The sequence below is a fragment of the Parendozoicomonas sp. 2304DJ65-17 genome (assembly GCF_058148445.1).
The window spans coordinates 763,470-782,655 of the sequence record NZ_JBYVJV010000001.1; the positions used below are offsets into that span (position 1 = coordinate 763,470).

At 47.8% G+C, this 19,186-nt stretch carries 16 protein-coding genes; 3 read left to right on the plus strand and 13 right to left on the minus strand.

The genetic code is table 11. The features are described 5' to 3' along the window. Window positions 1-77 precede the first annotated feature (77 nt). The gene (locus ACY2RR_RS03525; protein WP_490106760.1) at window positions 78-1,868 is read left to right on the plus strand and encodes an acyl-CoA dehydrogenase; all 1,791 of its coding nucleotides are present in this window, start codon (window positions 78-80) and stop codon (window positions 1,866-1,868) included. A gap of 52 nt (window positions 1,869-1,920) precedes the next feature. Here the strand turns inward: ACY2RR_RS03525 and ACY2RR_RS03530 are convergent, their stop codons facing one another. Then, window positions 1,921-3,105 (minus strand): CaiB/BaiF CoA transferase family protein, encoded by a 1,185-nt coding sequence (locus tag ACY2RR_RS03530; protein ID WP_490106761.1) that lies wholly within the window; start codon window positions 3,103-3,105, stop codon window positions 1,921-1,923. A 121-nt stretch (window positions 3,106-3,226) separates the two neighbouring features. Beyond that, window positions 3,227-4,051, minus strand: a complete 825-nt coding sequence (locus ACY2RR_RS03535; protein WP_490106762.1) for a methyltransferase domain-containing protein — start codon at window positions 4,049-4,051, stop codon at window positions 3,227-3,229. Between the two features lie 240 nt (window positions 4,052-4,291). On the opposite strand from ACY2RR_RS03535, the gene speB reads away from it, so the two are divergent. Together speB and ACY2RR_RS03545 are read left to right on the plus strand one after the other, a co-directional pair. Continuing rightward, window positions 4,292-5,218 (plus strand): agmatinase, encoded by a 927-nt coding sequence (gene speB / locus ACY2RR_RS03540; RefSeq protein ID WP_490106763.1) that lies wholly within the window; start codon window positions 4,292-4,294, stop codon window positions 5,216-5,218. 19 nt (window positions 5,219-5,237) lie between these two features. Continuing rightward, a complete protein-coding gene (locus tag ACY2RR_RS03545; RefSeq protein ID WP_490106764.1) occupies window positions 5,238-6,002 on the plus strand; it encodes an acetoacetate decarboxylase family protein in 765 nt (254 codons plus the stop codon). A gap of 77 nt (window positions 6,003-6,079) precedes the next feature. Here the strand turns inward: ACY2RR_RS03545 and ACY2RR_RS03550 are convergent, their stop codons facing one another. The 11 genes from ACY2RR_RS03550 to ACY2RR_RS03600 form a co-directional block, all read right to left on the minus strand. Then, complete coding sequence (locus ACY2RR_RS03550) at window positions 6,080-7,357, minus strand: hypothetical protein (protein ID WP_490106765.1); 1,278 nt, start codon at window positions 7,355-7,357, stop codon at window positions 6,080-6,082. Between the two features lie 186 nt (window positions 7,358-7,543). After that, the gene (locus tag ACY2RR_RS03555; RefSeq protein ID WP_490106766.1) at window positions 7,544-8,416 is read right to left on the minus strand and encodes a crotonase/enoyl-CoA hydratase family protein; all 873 of its coding nucleotides are present in this window, start codon (window positions 8,414-8,416) and stop codon (window positions 7,544-7,546) included. 73 nt (window positions 8,417-8,489) lie between these two features. Continuing rightward, window positions 8,490-8,990, minus strand: a complete 501-nt coding sequence (locus ACY2RR_RS03560) for a TlpA family protein disulfide reductase (RefSeq protein ID WP_490106767.1) — start codon at window positions 8,988-8,990, stop codon at window positions 8,490-8,492. 84 nt (window positions 8,991-9,074) lie between these two features. After that, window positions 9,075-10,313, minus strand: a complete 1,239-nt coding sequence (locus ACY2RR_RS03565; RefSeq protein ID WP_490106768.1) for a phenylacetate--CoA ligase family protein — start codon at window positions 10,311-10,313, stop codon at window positions 9,075-9,077. A 14-nt stretch (window positions 10,314-10,327) separates the two neighbouring features. Continuing rightward, entirely contained in the window at window positions 10,328-11,140 is an 813-nt protein-coding gene (locus ACY2RR_RS03570; protein ID WP_490106769.1) for an ABC transporter ATP-binding protein, read from the minus strand. A 182-nt stretch (window positions 11,141-11,322) separates the two neighbouring features. Beyond that, entirely contained in the window at window positions 11,323-12,561 is a 1,239-nt protein-coding gene (locus tag ACY2RR_RS03575; RefSeq protein ID WP_490106770.1) for an ABC transporter substrate-binding protein, read from the minus strand. A 46-nt stretch (window positions 12,562-12,607) separates the two neighbouring features. Further along, window positions 12,608-13,681 carry a branched-chain amino acid ABC transporter permease gene (locus ACY2RR_RS03580; protein WP_490106771.1) on the minus strand — a complete coding sequence of 358 codons (1,074 nt, stop codon included), beginning with the start codon at window positions 13,679-13,681 and terminating at the stop codon, window positions 12,608-12,610. A 170-nt stretch (window positions 13,682-13,851) separates the two neighbouring features. After that, window positions 13,852-14,745, minus strand: a complete 894-nt coding sequence (locus ACY2RR_RS03585) for a branched-chain amino acid ABC transporter permease (protein ID WP_490106772.1) — start codon at window positions 14,743-14,745, stop codon at window positions 13,852-13,854. Next, window positions 14,742-16,682, minus strand: a complete 1,941-nt coding sequence (locus tag ACY2RR_RS03590) for a long-chain fatty acid--CoA ligase (RefSeq protein ID WP_490106773.1) — start codon at window positions 16,680-16,682, stop codon at window positions 14,742-14,744. Before ACY2RR_RS03590 ends, ACY2RR_RS03585 begins: the two co-directional genes overlap by 4 nt. Continuing rightward, window positions 16,679-17,491 carry an ABC transporter ATP-binding protein gene (locus ACY2RR_RS03595; RefSeq protein ID WP_490106774.1) on the minus strand — a complete coding sequence of 271 codons (813 nt, stop codon included), beginning with the start codon at window positions 17,489-17,491 and terminating at the stop codon, window positions 16,679-16,681. Before ACY2RR_RS03595 ends, ACY2RR_RS03590 begins: the two co-directional genes overlap by 4 nt. A gap of 176 nt (window positions 17,492-17,667) precedes the next feature. After that, window positions 17,668-19,173 (minus strand): flavin-containing monooxygenase, encoded by a 1,506-nt coding sequence (locus ACY2RR_RS03600; protein WP_490106775.1) that lies wholly within the window; start codon window positions 19,171-19,173, stop codon window positions 17,668-17,670. Window positions 19,174-19,186 lie beyond the last annotated feature (13 nt).

The window sequence follows — 19,186 nt, forward strand, 5'->3', positions numbered from 1 at the left end:
TATGAGTGGCTATATTGACAATCACACTCTGGAAAGAAAAGCCGGATACTCAGTAAAAAACAATAAGGTGTCTGACAATGTCCAAGCTGATGAATCCCAAAGACTTGGAGTTTCTTCTGTATCAGGTGTTTTCTGCTGAACAGTTAACGACGCTGCCACGCTATCAGGATCACGATCGCACAACTTTTGACGAAATCCTCAAAACCTCTGAGCGAATCGCCCAAGACTATTTCCTGCCACACAATGCCAAAGCTGACGCCAATGAGCCTCAGTTTGATGGACAGAAAGTCACCACAATTCCTGAAGTAAAAGAAGCCTGGCAACACTATGTGGAATCAGGTCTGCTTTCCGCCACTCAGGATTATGATCAGGGCGGTATGCAGCTGCCTTCACTGATCAATGCAGCCTGCAATGCTTACTTCACCGCAGCTAACCCCTCAACAACAGGCTATCCATTTCTTACCGCAGCTGCCGCCAATGTTATTCGAACGGTGGGAACCGATGAGCAAAGAGCAACATTTCTGCCGCCCATGCAAGATGGCCGCTTTGCCGGAACTATGGCTTTAACAGAACCAGATGTTGGCTCCTCCCTTGGAGATCTGACCACCAAGGCCACTCTTCAGCCTGATGGTTCTTACCGCATTAAAGGTCAGAAGATGTATATCTCGGGTGGGGATCAGGATATTACCGAAAATATTGTTCACCTTGTTCTCGCCCGCATCGAAGGTGCACCCAAAGGGGTAAAGGGAATATCCCTGTTTATTGTTCCCAAGTTTCTTGCTCATCCAGATGGCTCTCTTGGGGAACGCAATGACGTTGTTCTTGCCGGCTTACTGCACAAAATGGGTTACCGGGGAACAACATCTACCGTTTTGAATTTTGGTGAGAACAACAATTGCCACGGTTATCTTCTTGGAGAAGAGAACAAAGGGCTGGCGGCTATGTTCCTGATGATGAACGAAGCCCGTATCGGTGTCGGCATGGGTGCCACCATGATTGGTTATCGTGGTTATCTTGAATCTCTGGACTATGCCCGCAACCGGCCGCAGGGTCGTTCTGTCACCAACCGTGATCCAGACAGCAAGCAAAGCAATATTATTGAGCATACCGATGTAAAACGTATGCTCCTTACCCAGAAGTCTTATGTGGAAGGCTCGCTGGCACTTTGCCTGCTGGCAGCACGTCTTGTGGACGAACAGCATGCGGGTGAGAACCCAGACAGCGGACTATTGCTGGACCTGCTGACACCTGTCGTTAAATCATTCCCTTCCTTCTACGGCCCGAGAGCTAACGATCTTGCCATTCAGGTGTTGGGAGGCGCTGGCTATATTCGGGAATATCCGGTTGAACAGTGTTACCGGGATAACCGCTTGAACCCAATACATGAAGGCACCCACGGCATTCAGTCTCTCGACCTTCTTGGCCGGAAACTCTGGCAAAAGAATGGTAAAGGGATGCAGCTTCTTATGGAGCGAGTTCAAGCTACGCTTGCATCTGCTATTGATAAAGAGCCTCTTTCAGAGCTGGCGAAAACGTATCAAACCCATCTCAACACGCTGGTAAAAACCACAACCACTCTGGGAATGGCGCTGCAATCCGGGCAGGTTGATAAAGGTTTAGCCAACTCAGCTATTTATCTGGATATGATGGGCAAGTGTGTTATCGGCTGGCTCTGGTTGGAAATGGCTGACAAGGCAGTGGAAACTTATCAACACTCCATAGCCGTAGAAGACCATAACTTTATGGAAGGGAAACTACAGGCAGCGAAATACTTTATTACCTGGGAACTTCCGGAGATAGAGCACCAAGCTCATCTGCTGCAGCAGTTTGATACCACATGCTCCGATATGCAGGATACATGGTTCTAAAGATCTGGCCTGTCGTGTTGAAAACATGACAGGCCATTTTCATTGCTGGAGTTTATCCGCAGGCACCATCAGTAATTAGCTTGTCGATATCGCTTTCGCCATAACCTAGCTTTTGCAGCACGGAACGATTATCTGCACCAACCTTGCCACCGGCATGACGATACTCTGCCTCACTACCTGAAAACTTAATTGGATTCCCAATCTGTCGTACAGTCAGGTCATTATCAACGGCAACCTCAGCCACCAACCCGCGCTCTCTAACATGAGCATGATTAACGGCTTCCTGCAGCTCCAGAACAGGTTCCACACACACATCAATTGCATCGAAAACAGCCTGCCATTCAGCAAGAGTTCGTGTAGATAACACATTCTGGATATCAAGCTTTAACTCTGCCTGTGCAACAGAAGACATATCAGCAGCACGGGATACCCATTCCGGATGCCCGAGAGCATTGAACAGCCCCATGGCAAACTGAGGTTCCAGGCTACCAACAGAAAGCCAGCGATTATCACTGGTTTGGTAATAGTCGTAGAAAATTCCGCCATTGAGCATTTCTTCACCAGCTTTTGGAGAAGACGACGAAGCCAGACCTGCAGCACCAGACATGGCATTCAGAGCAAAGGCACAGTCAGTCATACTGACATCAATATACTGCCCTTCCCCTGTCGTCTGACGCTGAATAACGGCAGCCATGATTCCCATAACCGCATGATGGGAGCCACCAGCTATATCGGCTAACTGTGTTCCAGCCAGCACCGGGCCGGTTTCTTTTCTGCCGCTGTAAGAAGCCAGCCCGGAAAGAGCGAGATAATTAATATCGTGACCGGCTCTGTCTTTCAGAGGGCCCGTTTGCCCATAGCCAGTAATAGAGCAGTAAATCAGTTTTGGGTTAATCTGCTTTAACTCTTCATAACCCAGGCCAAAACGCTGCATAACACCTGGGCGGAACTGTTCAATAACAACGTCATACTCTTCCACCAGCTGGCGAACAATCGCTACCGCTTCCGGCTTTTTAAGGTTCAGCCCAAGGCTTTGCTTATTACGGTTAAGGGTGGCGTGAATTGCAGAAACGCCCTTCTTCACAAACGGAGGCATATTGCGTGCAAGGTCTGCCCGGCCAAAAGCTTCAATACGCAGAACTTCGGCGCCCATATCTGCCAGCAATTGGGTGGCATAAGGCCCGGGCAGCAGTGTGGAAAAATCGAGAACCTTTAAACCGTCCAACGGGCGCGCCATATTCAGACTCCTTATTATTGTGTTTGTTCTTCTGGAGGAGGAAAAACAGTGTGTCAGAAGTGTAAGCTGGCAGGAGTATGGGAGTAATAACGCATTCTGTCAGCACAATTGGCCGTAGGTTTTAGCTCCCAGGCTTTTTCCCAACTACTATGTAGGATGTCATCCCCAGAAAGAAACAACCTTGCTGGTGTCTTTCCTGCATTTCATCCAGCCATAAATCACCCTGTCCATCAGAAATCTCACCACTTTTCACAACCAGGCTTACAACTTCACGCAGGTTGAATAGCTGATCTGCCAGTTCAAAATCATTATTCACAGATGGCTTGGGAATCACTTCAATATCACTCAAACCATTGTTCAGAAAAAACTTTAAAAGATCCCGGCCAATCCAGCTGTTTACAAACGAGTCACACCAGGCCTTTTCAATTTTCCGGGTAACGTCTTTGTACTGGGATGCAATTGAAAACGAGCCCCAGTCATTGTCATAAGCCAGCAGCAAACCTCCGGGCGAAAGAACCCGCACCAGTTCACCAATAGCGGCCTCAGGATCAGAGATGTACTGCAATACCCGGTCTATTCGTACCCGCGAAAAACTACCGGATTCAAACGGCATATTCTTTAAATCACCAACATGAAAGGTGGCCGAAAGTTGCCGGTTATTGTTCTGAGCCTGCGCTTTTTCAATCAGTGCTTTGCTGGCATCAATACCCACAGCGCAACCACCCACTCCCACCAGCTCGGCCATGCGGTACACATCAAAGCCCATGCCACAGCCGGCATCGAGCACCTTCTCCCCCGGCCCAAGCTTCAGAAGTTCATAGCTCTCCTGCTTGTATTTCATAAAAAATGGCAGGGCATCCAGTGTCGACAGGCAGGATGTATAAGTCTCGACATCCCCCGTCTGATCAACGTTTTTAAATCCCGAGGGCAGATATTTATCAGCCATTCACTCTCCGTTGGATAGGCCACTGGTTCTCTTTAAAGCTAATTCAAATCCTCAGATTTGATAGCTTTTCTCTCGTTCATTTCGAATAGATAAAACCTATGTTAGGTTTATCGGGTCGCAAACATCACGACGTAAAACCTGACGTCCGTTGCCGGTACAGGATCCGGCAGCGAGAGCACCCGAATAAGAATTCCAAGGTGCATTCCTGAATCTTTTGTAGTTAAGGTTTATAGGAACGTTATGTCTGACCTTTTTGGGGCCGATAGCACGGCTTTTGCCAACATCTTTACTTACCTTGGCCTCCCTCTTTCCCGAGATTTAACCGACGACGTTGATGCTGTGGTTATGGGAATTCCTTATGATCTGGCAACCACCGGCCGTTCTGGCGCACGCTTTGGGCCGAATGGCATACGTCAGGCTTCCAGCCAGTTGCGCTGGGAGGAATATCGCTGGCCTTGGAACTTCGCAATCCGCGAGCATCTGAATGTTATTGATTATGGCGATATCGTTTATGAAGAAGGTGACAGCGAAAAAATGCTGGAGCAGGTTTCTCAGGAAGCCAACCGGATATTTTCTGCAGGTAAAAAGCTGCTGACCCTTGGTGGTGATCATTTCCTGACTTTGCCATTACTCCGGGCTGCTTATCAGGTTCATGGTGAAGTTGCCCTGATTCACTTTGACGCCCATACCGATACCGAAGAAAGTGATGCCAAGTACAATCACGGCAGCATGTTTTATACCGCTGCCAAAGAAGGCATTTACAACCCTTATCACAGTGTTCAGGTGGGAATCCGAACCGAATACGATGTTGATAATCATGATCTGCAAGTTCTGGATGCCAGATGGTGCAACAACAATTCACCAGACGTGATTATCAAGCAGATTAAGGAACGGGTTGGCGACAGGCCGGTTTACCTGAGTTTTGATATTGATTGTCTTGATCCGGCTTTTGCTCCAGGGACAGGCACGCCGGTTATCGGTGGATTAAGCACATCAACAGCTCTGCAGATTCTGCATGGGCTTGCGGGATTAAATATTATTGCAGCGGATGTAATGGAAGTTGCCCCGGCTTATGACCATTCCGACATTACATCTCTGGCTGGCGCAACTTTGGGGTTGGAGATTTTGCATTTACTGGCAAGCGCTGATGCGCACAGTGAAGCCTAAAACGGGAGTAAGAATAACAATGAAACGTAAGCTCTCTTTTTTCTTTTTCGTAATTTCCGCTGTCATGTTTTCTCATGTTACACAAGCGAAACCGGAGCAAAGGTTTACATATTACGAGAGTGATGGCGTATATGTTTATTATGAAACTCAGGAAAAAGAAGCTTACAGGCAACTGCTCCCAAAAGAGTTTGATATGCCAGACAGGCTTTATGTCAATGCTTTCATCGCTGACTTCTACAAGATGGATGCCAGAACAGAGCCCTATAAAGAAGCCTCGATATTTTTATTGGCAAAACACAATGGGCGCGAAGTATGGCACTGTATATTTATGCCCGTTACAAGTGAGGTATCTCGCATAGTCGGAATCCGACGATTAGGCCTTCCTAAAACAATTGGCGATATACAGTTCACCAGAAACAACCCTGTTTATACCGGCACAGCAACGGCTGAGAAAGGTAGGACAATGACTCTTTCCTTGAATACTCAAAATTATGAAATGAGTAAACAGGAAGAAGGGCTAATAAGAGAATTATCCACATTGCCAAAACTGAATTTACTCAACGGGAAGGTAATTGAGATGTCAGGAGGTCGTAGAAACAACTTAATTGATATCTCAAAAAGATTCCCTAAAAAGCTTCAATTAATATCTGGAAAACCGGAAGTCCAGTTCAGCGCTTCTTCCAGCAACAGCAGTGCGGTGCATGCTTTAGACCTAGCACCTTCCAGGATTCTGGGAGGCTATTACCTTCTAAACAAATTCACTTTTAGATTAGGTAAAAAGTAGAGACATCATAATTGTGCGTACAAGGCGTTGGAGTTCGCCAGGCAAGCAGCTTAGGAGCCTACGCTCTAATCTAGGCTTTACCTTTCAGGACCAATCAAACGCTCTGTCAGTTGAGGCGTTTTAGTAATTCGTGCCCCAGAGGACCGGATCATCCAGGTAAAGGCCGACAAGGGGAAGGTCTCATCTTCCCCAGCTTCAGTCACAACATTGACATAGATATGATCAACCAGCCTGTAAGATGCCATGTTGCAAGAGGTAAAGGATTCTGCCATGCGTTTAATCTGGTAATTCTTTACTAGAGGCGTTGTTTCAAACGAGTCTTCGGCAAAACGAACCTGCACAGATTCATCCTTCTCCCCATTCCGATAATGAACACTGTCCACAATATAATTTGAGTAAATGTGGGGAAAATCTCCAGGCATAGCAGTCAGCAAAGCCGTTGCCATTAATGACAAGTCGCCACCGGGATAAACAGGATCAACCCCACTTTCCAAATCCTTTTTCAAGGTTCGAAACTCTTCAGTTTCAGAAAACTTGTGATTCATCACCGGCTGTTTTAGTTGGTCAAGGTAATGCCCTCGCAGATGTGCGACCCACGCTTCGCTGCCTCGTGAAACCACATGGGGTTCTATGGTGCCGACACTATCCAGAAGTTGGAGATAAAGTTCTGACTGCTGATGGACAAAGAGGCGATTACGGGAAAAATCCAGATTGTCAGCAAATCTTAACAGTACCAGAAACGGCTCTTGGGTCACCGAAGCCTGATAGTAGGTTTTTGATATACCGTAAAAGTCGCGCCGACGCCTAATCAGGGAGCTGATATCTTTTTTCAGGCCGGTGTTAACAAACCTCAGGTCATCCGCGTTATGGTAGAAAACGGCATCAAAGGCAGCATCAATTAAACGCCCTTCTACTTTGGCAGCAGCACGTAAAAGTTGCCTTAATATTTGCCGGAAAGAACCTTCTATAACCTCAGCACCCAACTGAGCATGCACATGTTTAGGGGTGTTTTTTATATTTCCAAATTCGCTGTAACCAACATCATGTACCAGAGCAATAAAACCGCCCATAAACATGACGATTTCATGTTTTTGGGGATGCTCTTGCAGGTCATAGCGATTGTATATTCTTGGCAGATAATCTGGATTTTCCTGCATGATTTGCTGCATTTTCTGCAACACTCGCAGGCTGTGCCCGGCGTTATGGGAAGTGAACCAGGGTAAGTCGGTTTCTGATTGGCGCTTAAGGCGATCAAGCAGCATTGCTAGAAATTCCTGTTCCAGCTGATCTTTCCCCCCCATACGTTCGAGGTAACTGATAAAGCGCACGAACGCTTCTTCAGTTTCTGGCGTCATCAGTTCAAACAAGCCAGGGTATACATCTGTTATGGTTTTCTGACTGGCAGAATAATCCCTCAGAGACGCAGCCTTAAGAGGCAAACAACTCGTTAGCAAAAGAAAGAATAAAAGCAGCCTTGTTGGTAAAGTCGCCAAATTCATAGTTCTTCCATGAACTATTCAGAAACAGAGAATCTTCTAAGTCTACTCTATCTCAGGAATGGGCAAGTGTTTGCTGACACCTTCAGCAATATTGGCTCCTGAATCCCGTTCTTCTACCGCCTGCTTGAAACCCACTTCCTGTGTACGTTCGCGGAACCAGATGCCTTCAGGGGAGTGGCGGGCCACGCCATCAAACAGGTTGGCAAACATCTGGGTCTGGTGCAGGCCCATACTTTCGTAAGCCTGGTTCACCGTCATCTTGCACATCATCAGCTGGTTACGGGGAACGCCTTTCATACGGTCAGCCAACTTTTGCACCTCCGCATCAAGCTTATCTGCCGGAACAGCTTTCAAAACCAGCCCCATATCTTCCGCTTCTTTCCCGGAGACCAGGTCACCGGTAAACAGCATGCGCTTGGCTTTCTCCATACCTAACCGATAAACCCACATCATGGTTGTGGGAACACCCCACACCCGGGCTGGCGGATACCCAATACGGGCATTTTCTTCCATAACAATCAGATCACAACATAGGGCAATATCACTGCCACCGGCTACCGCCGCACCATGAACTTTGCAAATGGTTGGTTTGCGGGCACGCCAGAGAGACATAAAATCCTGAGTATTGCGGGACATCAGGGCGTAATCTTCGGTAGGATCCCAGGGCATCTCCTGGCTGCCGAAAATCTCCCCCTTCCGCTCGGCATAATGAGCAAGATCGTAGCCACCGCAGAAACCTTTGCCTGCCCCCTGTAGAACAAGTACATGCACTTCAGGATCAGCTTCAGCCTTTTCTACCGCAAGGCGAATCTCGGTTGGCATACGATCATTGATGGCATTGAAGCATTCGGGGCGATTCAGAGTAATCGTAGCGATACGATCGCTGGCTTCGTAAATCAGGGTTTCAAAGTTCATTACAGGCTCACTTGATTGTTATTGGAGTGTGAGAAATATAGAACTTAACACTGAGTGATTGTTTCATGCAGCTCTATCTGGTGTTAGTGCAGACCTGATACACAACGTCAGGAATTTTTCCAACGGCTGAATCCAGCAGAGTTCCATCTCGGCTGATAACAAGGACTGTAGGCACATACTTCAATTCAACACCAAAAGCCTCAGCTGTCTGCCTGATACTTTTTACTGCGTAGGTATTACGGCCAATAAATGTCTTGGCATGATACTTCTTCAACCAGTTTTCCTTATCAGCCTTAAGTACCACAGGGCTGAACTGACACAGCCCCTGCTTTATCATTTTCTGAAATCGTTTGTTTTTATTGTGCCGGTCAGCAACTCTTAGACAGGCAGGACAGCGGCTTTTGCTGATATCAAGAATCAAATACTCAGATTGGAATACATCGTTAAGTCTGACGACTCTCTTGTCGACAGTTTCCAGTTCAAGATTCTGGCTTTCGGGCAGGTTATTAGCTTCAGCAATGCAAAGACTTGCTGCAAACACAAAGAAATAGCTTGTCGCCCAACGAAATATCATAGCCAGGAGTCCTTTCCTCAGCCCTTAGATATATTCAATTTTATACTATGATCAACGCTTACAATGCGTTAATGGAAGGCGGATTTATACCCGCATATCCTCAATAACCTTGCCATCATTTTTCAAACTGCCTGTATCAACTTTCCGGGCTTTGCCCTTAAGTTTTAGAACGGTTTTCAGGCTTTCTTCCACAAAGGAAAGATCAAGGCCATCGCCCGCTTCACAAAGCAGGGTCATCTGATCCTGACTGTTAATGAATTCCACAACCAGTCGGGCACGGGAAATAGCCGGATGCCTTTTCACCACCTCAGCAATCTGATTTGGATGCACAAACAAACCTTTCACCTTGGTGGATTGATCAGCTCTACCCAGCCAGCCTTTGATGCGCATATTGGTTCGGCCACAGGAGCTTTCACCGGGAAGAAGAGCAGTTAAATCGCCGGTAGCAAAACGAATCAGTGGATATTCACGATTAAACACTGTGACCAAAATCTCACCCACTTCGCCGGGTTCAACAGGCTCGCCGGTACCGGGTCTCACAATTTCCAGAATAATATCTTCAGCAACGATCATTCCCTCCATTGCGTCAGATTCATAGGCAATCAAGCCAACATCTGCCGTGGCATAAGCTTGCAGGCAATTTATTCCCCGGCCAATAAACTCCTGCCGCAAAGGTTCTAGCAAACCTTCACCGGAAACCAGAGCGTGCTTAATAAATGACAAATCCTGCCCAGTAGAATCAGCTTTCTCGAGAAGTGTTTTCAGGAAAGATGGCGTACCGCAATAACCGTTGGGCTTGAGCGCAGCCATAACACTGAGTTGATGTTCAGTCTGGCCGACCCCCGCTGGAATAACCGCACAACCACAGGCCCGTGCGCCGGAATCCATAATAAAACCGCCAGGGCTGAGGTGATAAGAGAGCGTGTTATGAACAATATCTCCCGCTCGAAAACCAGCGGCATAAAACGCCTGTCCCATACGCCACCAGTCCTTGCCTTCACCTTCCGGTTCATGGATTGGGCCGGGAGACTGAAACAGTCGAGCCACTGCACCAGCATCTATACCGTTAATCCCTCCAAAGGGAGGTTGTTCTGCCTGCAAAGCAATTAACTCTGATTTACGGGTAACAGGAAGCGTTGCCAGAGCTTCACGGGAATTGATGGTTTCTGGATCAATATCCTTTAACAACGCTCCATAGAACTCGGTGTGATCAATCGCATAAGCCAGAGATTCCTGCAAACGGGTAAACAGATATTGTTCCCGCTCTTCATGGCTCAGGGTTTCCTTAGGGCTGAAAAACTGCTCAGACAACTGTTCAGACATAGCGGCACTCCCCATTAAAGCCAGCGCTTACGGCGTTTATAGGATTTCAGGTTCTTAAAGCTTTTACGCTCATCACTGCCGCCGAGATAAAACTCTTTCACATCCTGATTGGTCAGCAGTTCCTCACGGGTACCATCCAGCACAACTTTGCCGGACTCCATGATGTAACCGTAATCCGCACACTTAAGAGCAAAGTTAGCGTTCTGCTCCACCAGCAACATAGTGATGCCCTGCTCTTTATTGATTTTCTCAATAATTGAGAACACTTCTTTAACAAGCAGAGGAGACAAGCCCATAGAAGGCTCATCCAGAAGAATCATCTTGGGTTGCGCCATTAACGCCCGACCAATAGCCAGCATCTGCTGCTCACCACCGGAAAGGTAACCGGCTAAACCTGTACGTTCTTTTAGTCGTGGGAAATAGTTGAACACCATCTCAATATCGTTATTGATGTTCTTCTGACTGCGGGTATAAGCCCCAAGGCGAAGGTTCTCGATGCAGGTCATATCCTCAACAATACGACGACCTTCCATCACCTGAAAAATACCGGAGCGGACAATCTCCTCCGCATTTTTCTTATCAATCCGTTCTCCCATAAAACGAATTTCACCACGATTCACCTCACCATCTTCGGTTTTCAGCAAACCGGAAATGGCTTTAAGTGTTGTCGACTTTCCCGCCCCGTTAGGGCCAAGCAGAGTTACGATCTGCCCTTGTGGCACATCAAGGCTTACACCTCTCAGTACCAGAATAACTTCGTCGTACACCACTTCAATATTATTAATACTGAGCAATGGCTCAGCAGGTTCCAGCTTTCTGGCTTCCATAAGCTCTTACCTTTGTTGGGTTACGCTGCGCTAACCCAACCTACTTTTGAATACTCAGATATTGATAGGCCGGTGTTTGGGTTGAGGTTTCAAAGGCCAGGATGGCCTGAGAGCGACCCAGACCATGGATGGTCTGATGGAGCGGAAACCTCTACCCAAATACCGGGCCTGAACACCAGGCTTTAGTAACCCAACCAGTCATCACGACGGGGTAACGTCACCTGCGACAAGCGGTTCACCTTAATATCACCACCATTCCACTGAGTCTGATAAACATTCACAGTGTTAATACCGCGATGATCATCCGCCGCCCAGCTGGCTGGCAGACAAACACCCTGCATACCTTCAGGAACCCAATCCTTCTTGGCATACATACCCTTCTTGATATTGGCACCAGTAATGCCGCCATTAGCCTTCGCCCACTTCATAGCTTCCGCCATATAAAGAGTGGAACAGGCACCGCGGATGTAATGGTGAGTCTGGAAACTGGCATCACGCCCCGCTGCACGGGCAATCTCGTGAACAGTATTCAAAGCAGGAACATCATCAGACCAGAATGGTGTCAGTGCAGGGAAAACATAATTATCAATGCCCTCACCTACAGCCTTGAAGGTGAGCTTATCGCCGCCCCAGATATTGGACATAAACTGAATATCAGTTCCCACAGTTCCGCAGGACTTAATCAGAGAAACCACCGAACCTCCAAGGTTGGCAACATAACCGTAGTTAGCGCCAGAGGTTTTAATAGAAAGACACTGCGCCTTGAAGTCACCGGGTTTCATAGACACAACAACCGGCTGCTTCACATCAAAGCCAAGCTCCGCCGCATATTCACCACAGGCCGCTTTTGGCGCGTTGGGGTAAGGATGGTTATCACCAATATGAACAAAGCCAGGCTTGCCGGTTTTACCTTTGCCTTCCCAGTCTTCTTTCGCCCATTGAACCAGTGCACGACAGGTGTCGGAATAAGAAGCGCCGTAGAAGAAGTTATAAGGCGCAGGTTTTTTGGTTTTTGGATTCTTACCGGTTGGGTCAGTTAAATGACCAGAATAGGAAGCGGAGAAAACCGGAATCTCATCTTTAGCAACGAAAGAAATCAGCGCTTCAGTATCAGCCGTTCCCCAGCCCTGCATGGCAACCATGCCTTTACGGGACTTCCACTTTTTATAATTGCTGATCGCCTGCGGAACTTTATAAGCGTAATCGATAGTCTCCGACTCAATCATGGTGCCGTCGATGCCGCCCTGAGTATTTAGCCACGCCAGCGTATCTTTAATACCGTCTGCATAATACTTGCCGACAAAAGCTGTTGGCCCAGAGTAATCCGCCAGATGACCAACAAACACTTTATCAGCAGCCGATGCACTCAACGGTAGCGCAGCAAAGGCACAGCCAAGCAGGGTTTTCTTGAGTTTTGACATGTTGCTTCCTTCTATTTTTGTTTTTATTTTCTAGCGCTCAACAACGTTAATAAGCGAATGGGTAATACTTCCAGTAAGCCTTAATTTGTCTCCAGCGATGGGCCAACCCTTGAGGTTCAAAAATCAGGAACAGAATAATTACCAGACCAATCGCCATCTCCTTAAAGTAAGCCAGTCCTTCCGTCACACTGCCCTGGGATACCAGACCACTGGCGGCTATTAGCCCAACGCAGGTTTCCAGAACTTCCGGCAGGAGAACAATAAAGATGGTTCCCAGTAATGCGCCCTGCACTGAACCAAGGCCACCGATAATAATCATTGCCAGAAACTGGATAGACATCATCAGAGTGAAACCTTCCGCAGAAACAAACCCAAGGTAGTGGCCGTACAGCGCACCACCGATACCGGCAAAGAAAGAAGACACCCCGAAAGAGAGCAGTCGGTACCAGTTCAGGTTGATACCCATGATCTCAGCTGAAAGGTAATGATCCCGCACCGCCACAAAAGCCCGGCCATCCCGGCTACGCATCAGGTTTGCGCCCCACAGGTACATAAATACCAGTGCGAACAGCGCTACGTAGAAGAATGACTCATCAGAATCAAAGGTGTAACCGAACAGGGAGACGGGCTCTGCTCCGGCACCATAAGAACCACCAGAGAACCACTCCGCGCGGGCGAAGAAGTCTTCGATAATAAACTGAGCAGCCAGGGTGGCTATGGCCAGATAGAGACCTTTGATTCGTGCAGCGGGCGATCCGAAGATCATACCTACCAACATGGTCAACCAGCCAGCCAGGGGGATGGCCAGCCAGACCGGGATGCCAAAACTGTTATTCAGCCAGGCAGAGGCAAAAGCACCAAAACCAAAGAAAGCGCCATGCCCAAGAGAAATCTGGCCGGTAAAACCCACCAGAATATTCAAACCCAATGCTGCAATACCTAAATATGCCACCTGAATAAACAGGGTGAGAAAATAAGCATCCAGCACCAGAGGAGCGAAACAAAGAGCAATCACAGACGCTACAGTGATCCAGCGAATGGTCGTTGTTTCAAATATCTGCGTATCCGCTTTATACGTGGTGCGAAAATCACCACAGGGCCGCATGGAAAGTGTGATCATTATTTTTATTCCTTTCCGTTGTTCGCTGCAGGGTGATTTTATGTTTCCCGCGCGACAGGCCAGTCCCTGTCTTGATGCGCTCTCAGACCATCCCTGGTCTTTGGAAACACAAATTCATCCTTCCGCCCAAACATTCGAGTTCATACTCAATAATGATTGGGTGAGAGTTGTTAAATCCGTTCAATATCTTTCGTACCAAACAAACCATAAGGTTTGATGGTGAGAATAATCAGCAGCACATAAAACGGCGCAATGGTGTAGAGGTTGCCGATATGGAGGTACTGGCTATCAACAAACTCCGCCAGGTTCTCAAGCACACCAATGATTACCCCGCCAACAACACCGCCAACAATAGAATCCAACCCACCAAGAATAACCGCCGGGAACACCTTGATACCGATAAACGACAGCGCATTAGAAACACCGTTAACCATGCCAATCACAATACCGGCAGTGGCCGACACCATGGCGGAAATCGCCCAGCTGGCAGCAAACACTTTGGAAACCGAAATACCCAGACTGCTGGCAACCTGCTGATCAAAGGCTGTGGCACGCATTGCCAAGCCCATCTTTGAATAACGGAAGAACCAGTAGAAGCCCGCCATCATTACCACCGAGAAGATCAGACTGAGAATGTAAGCCATTTCAATATTCAAACCGGCAAAGGTGACCGTGCTGGTTTCAAACACCTGCGGATAAGTTTCTGCTGAAACCCCAAACACCCATTTCATCAATGCCTGAAAGAACATCGACAAACCAATGGTGACCATAATCACCGAGATAATCGGTTCACCAATCATTGGCCTGAGAAACACCGCCTGTATCAAAATGCCAAACAAAGTCATAAAGCCGAGGGTTAGCAGGAAGCCTATATAGAAAGGCAGATCCAGCCAGACCAGTGTCGCCCAACAAATCCAGGCACCAATCAGCAGAAACTCCCCTTGGGCAAAATTCACCACTTGTGTTGATTTGTAGATCAACACAAAACACATGGCGATAACGCCATACAGCAGGCCAACAATCAGGCCGTTAACCGTTAACTGGAATAAGAGTTCAGTATTCACGATGCCTGCCTCCAGTTTTTATTATTGGTATCCACCGGGGTATCGAGATGGAGGTTCACCACTTCAATAGTGGTCTGGATACGACTCTTACTGCCATCCTGGAAAGTAATCATGGTGTCGATATCTACCTGCTCCTTGCCGTCGTAAAGCGCATCAATAATGTCTGCGTACTTCTCGGCAATAACACCACGACGCACTTTGCGGGTACGAGTCAGCTCGCCATCATCAGCATCCAACTCTTTGTAGAGCAGCATAAAACGTTGAACCCGCTGACTTTCCGGTAAGGAAGCATTTACCTCATCCATAGCCTTGCGCACCAGCTCCATAACCTGAGGCTGGGAAGAAAGGTTAGTGTAGTTGGTGAAGGATATGCCCTGAGACTCCGCCCACTTGGACACGATACTGAAGCGGATACAGATAATTGCGGTCAGGCATGGTCGATCCTTGCCCAACACTACAGCTTCCGCCACATAGGGAGAAAACTTCAGTTTGTTCTCAATATATTGAGGAGAGAAGCGCACACCGGTAGAGGTTTCTGCCAGATCTTTAATCCGGTCGATTACCACCAGATGACCATTGTCTTTTAGATAACCGGCATCACCGGTATACATCCAGCCATCACGCACATCGTCATCAAAAGCCTGCTGGTTTTTGTGATAACCGGTAAACATACCCGTGGTTTTGGCAACGATTTCCCCAACACCATTTTCGTCAGGGTTTTCAATGCGCAGTTCACTGTTATCAAAAGCGACACCAACGGATTCGTAGTCAATATCATCCGCCTTATGAATGGTGTAGGCACCAGCCAGTTCTGTTTGACCGTACAACTGTTTCAGTGGAACGCCCATCGCGTTAAACAATTTGAAGGTGTCCGGCCCCATAGCGGCGCCGCCGGTTGCAGCAGAGGTGAGGTTGGAAAAACCCAGTCGATCCCGCAATGCGCGCATCAAGATAAATTCCGCCAGTTTGGAACGACGCCCTTCCTCCCCAGCCTTCAAGGCACGGTTCAAACCAAAGTTAAACAGCTTCTGTTTTAAAGGTTGGGAGTCCATCATCCGGGAGTGCACTTCTGCAGCCAGATTCTCCCAAACCCTTGGTGCCAGCAGCACAAAGTTAGGGCCAATCTCCCGCAGGTCAGACATCATGGTTTCCTGAGTTTCCACAAAGTTTACGATCTGCCGCTGCAGCAAAGCCTGCCCTACTGCATACACCTGCTCCATAATCCATGGCAGTGGCAGAACAGACACATAATTGTCTCCCGGCTGTTTTGGGTCAGCTCGCAGATACGCTGCGCAGTGGTCCAGAAAGGGGCCGGAGTGATGCTTTGCCAGCTTGGGTTTGGAAGTGGTTCCCGAAGTCGTACAGAGAATAGAAAGGTCATTGCCGTTGGTGGCGGCAATCATTGCCGAGTAAGCTGCCGGATCACGCTTATCTTTCTCTCGGCCAATTTCATACACCTTTTCAATATCAATCAGGCGTTTATCGTCGTATTTGCGCATTCCCCGTGGATCGCAATAAACAATCAGTTTTACCGTAGGAATGTTGTCTTCCAGCTCCAGCAGTTTGTCACACTGTTCTTCATCCTCTGCAATCACCACACTTGTGTCAGAGAAAGTGAGCAGATATTCCGTCTCTTCATGGAGAGAGTCCTGATAAATCCCCATGGAGTAACAACCCATCGCGTGAGCGGTAATCTCACCCCAAATCCATTCCGGGCGGTTATCCCCCAGAAGTCCAATCACTTCCTTTTCTTGAATGCCCAACTCACGCAAACCAAGAGCCAGCCACTTCACCCGGTTGTGATAATCCTGCCAGGTAAACTCCTGCCAGATACCAAACTCTTTCTCCCGCATGGCAACATCCTTGCCGAAGTGCTCTGCGTTCCAGGCCAGAACCTTGGGAAAGGTGTCGTGGATTTTGATATCAGGAAAACTCATACGGCTGCCTCCTCAAGCTCTTCCAGCAGCTCGTCTTCTTCGCCGAGATAAGCCTTCTTCACATGCTCGTTAACCATAATTTCATCGGGCAAGCCTTCAGCAATCTTGCGGCCGAAGTCGAGCACCATCACACGATGGGAGATTCCCATAACCACGCCCATATCGTGCTCGATCATCACCACCGTCATCCCCCACTCCTCATTGAGATCGAGGATATAGCGGGCCATATCTTCTTTTTCTTCCTGGTTCATGCCTGCCATGGGCTCATCCAGAAGAATCAAATCAGGCTTAAGAGCAACAGCACGGGCCAGCTCTACCCGCTTGCGCAAACCATAAGACAGTGTCCCCGCCTGTTTTTTACGGATATGGGAGATTTCCAGAAAATCGATAATGTCTTCCACCGCCCGGCGGTGCTCAAGCTCTTCTTTCTGGGCACCTGAAAACCAATAGAGCGGGCCAGTAGCGAAGTTGTTTTTTAACAAGTGGTGACGGCCAACCATAATATTGTCGAGCACCGACATGTGGCCGAACAACGCCAGATTCTGAAAGGTTCGCCCCATACCGAGCACCGAGCGTTTATTGGGTTTCAGGCCAATCATTTCCTGCTCTTTAAAGCGAACAGAACCGGAATCCGGCTGGTAGCGACCAGAAATACAATTCAGCATGGAAGTTTTACCGGCACCGTTCGGCCCGATAATAGAGAACACTTCACCGGCGTTCACCGAGAAGCTGACATCGGTAAGTGCTTTCACACCACCAAACGCCAGAGTCACCTGACTGATATCAAGGAGTGGAGTTTTACTGCCCATCGCGCGCCTTCTTTTTATTGTTCTGGCAATAACGCTTGAGGTTATTTTTGTTTTTAACAGCTTTCTCAAGCTATCACAGGGATGTTTAAAGAGGGAACGGGCAGGCTTTAGACTTTAGTCGAAGGTTGTGATGTTTTTTGTAACGGGCTGAGACATTCATCTCAGCCCGTTAACGTTCAGGCTGGCTCGGCAATCTTCTGGTTTTTCAGAATATTTGTATGGGTTTGCAGATCATTCATATCTGGCTCCGCCATCTCATTAACCCAACGTTTCCATGTGTAAGGCCAGAGGATCGGGTCACCATCACCATCGAGATACCAGCTATTGCAGCCGCCAACCCAGCTGGTGTTTTTAATACCTTCTTTTACGTAGGCGTTAAATTGCGCCACCGATTCCTGCTTGGGTTCCAGCGCATCAAACTCATTATTTCGCCAGCGTTCAATTAGCTTGAGCACATAGTTCATCTGAACTTCACTCATGGCGATGACCGAGAAATTACCAATAGGTGTATAGGGCCCAAGCATCAAAAAGAAGTTGGGGTAATCCGGCAGAAGAACAGATCGATAAGCCTGAATCTTTTTCTCCCACGCTTTATCAATATGCAGACCATCTTTACCAACAAGGTTCATAGGCCGCATGAAGTTGAATGGCTTGAAGCCTGTGGAAAGAACCAGTACATCCAGCTCATGGAACTTACCATCGCGGGTTACGATCCCTTTTTCAGTAATCCGCTCAATACCTTCTGTTATCAAGTGCGCATTGGGTTTCTGGATAGCTTTGTAATAAGTCGTGTTAATCACCACCCGCTTACAACCTACCTGATAGTTCGGCCGTAGTTTCTCCCGTAAGACAGGATCTTTAATACTGAACCTTAGGTTCAGCTTGCAGGCTGTTTCCAGAATAAACTTTGGAATTTTCTGCCCAGTTACAGCTTTGGTAAAAAAGTGCTCAAGGGTGAACTTACCCGTGTTGCGAAACAGCTTGGGAATAAAAGGAAACCTGTGCATCATCCCTTTCGCCCATTCTGGGATGGTGAAGTCGCCCATGGGCAACAACCACTGAGGTGTTCGCATAAACACGCTGACATCAGCATCAGTATCCACCAGTTCAGGAATAAACTGCGCGGCCGTTGATCCTGTGCCAATAACACCAATCCGTTTGCCTTTGCCGATTTCAACACTGTGATCCCATTCAGCGGTATGAAACATATCCCCCTGAAAACTATCCAGGCCTTCAATATCCGGCTTTGACGGATGATGCAGAATACCGGTGGCAGAAATAACAAAATCAACCATAAAGGTATTGCCTTTACTGGTTTCCACCGTCCATTTGCCATTGTTATAACTGGCAGCCGTCACTGATTCATTAAATCTAACCTTGCTGGTCACACCATACTTATCCGCAACCCCTTCAAAGTACTTTTGAATTTCAGGCCCACGGGCAAAGTAGTTGCTCCAGTTTGGATTCTGCTCAAAGGAATAAGTGTACATGTGAGCAGGCACATCACAGGCAGCTCCCGGATAGGTATTCTCGCGCCAGGTTCCACCCACTTTGTCTTTCTTTTCCAGAATGGTGATATCGGTGATACCTGCTTCACGCAATTTGATTGTGGCAAGAATGCCGGTCATGCCAGCACCTATCACCACAACTGAAGGAGTTCTTTTATTATTGTTGTTCGCCATTTCAGAGTCCCGC